We start from the raw sequence: 741 nt of genomic DNA on the forward strand, positions 1-741 counted from the left end.
CCATATTGGCTAAAGTGCTAATTTACTCTCAAATTTGCTTTATTCTAAAAGCATTCCATCAATTATTGCAAACTTTGTCTTAAATATAGATCTATTCTGGCAATATCGTAATATGACATCCTGTACATAAGGTCTTGTACAATAACTGTCTACCACAATCTGTTTATCTTCCTCTTTCTCTATCCTCTTAAATATGCCTTTTGCATTCCAATCCGTCTTTACAGCATCTACTAAATCATTACTCATCTCAAGATGTGATAAAATCGTGGAATTCAACTCGGTTTCTTTAATTTCAGATATTTGTCCATAGTCATTAAGTTGCTTCAATTCTCTCTTAATTGCCTCCGTGTAACTTGTCATATTATTATCTCCTATCAATAAGTATTCAGGTGTTACATCTAGTGCCTTTGCTAGTTGTAAAAGATTATACGCACTTGGCTCTTCATTGAGTCTACCTTGTTCATAACGTCGTATACTCTGAACAGATATATTTGTTATCTTACCCAGCTCTTCCTGTGTATAGTTTCGTATATTACGCAACTCTTTTAATCTATCTGCAAAAGTCTTTTCCGTATTCATCCTGTACCTCCAATATAAAATAATTTCTGTCTTTTGTAACTGCTCACATGTTAGTAGTCCAATAAGCTGAAGCATACCATGTGAGCAAATTATATCATATACTCTGTAATATATCTAAAAACATTACTGCTTCTTTCGATATGAACTCATCTTCTCCACAGT

The 741-nt window shown here is 33.2% G+C and carries 1 protein-coding gene; it reads right to left on the reverse strand.

Annotated features, from left to right (window positions below; translation table 11 throughout):
* Positions 1 to 39: 39 nt before the first annotated feature.
* Positions 40 to 579, reverse strand: coding sequence for a helix-turn-helix domain-containing protein (locus WMO38_RS15120; RefSeq protein ID WP_227701393.1), 540 nt, complete (start codon positions 577 to 579; stop codon positions 40 to 42).
* Positions 580 to 741 lie beyond the last annotated feature (162 nt).

Source organism: Lachnospira hominis (ex Hitch et al. 2025), from assembly GCF_040096395.1.
Classification (GTDB): Bacteria; Bacillota; Clostridia; order Lachnospirales; family Lachnospiraceae; genus Lachnospira; species Lachnospira hominis.

What these genes read in the sequence shown, in the direction of transcription:
- WMO38_RS15120 (WP_227701393.1), bottom strand. Translation starts at nt 579, where the DNA reads ATGAATACGGAAAAGACTTTTGCAGATAGATTAAAAGAGTTGCGTAAT.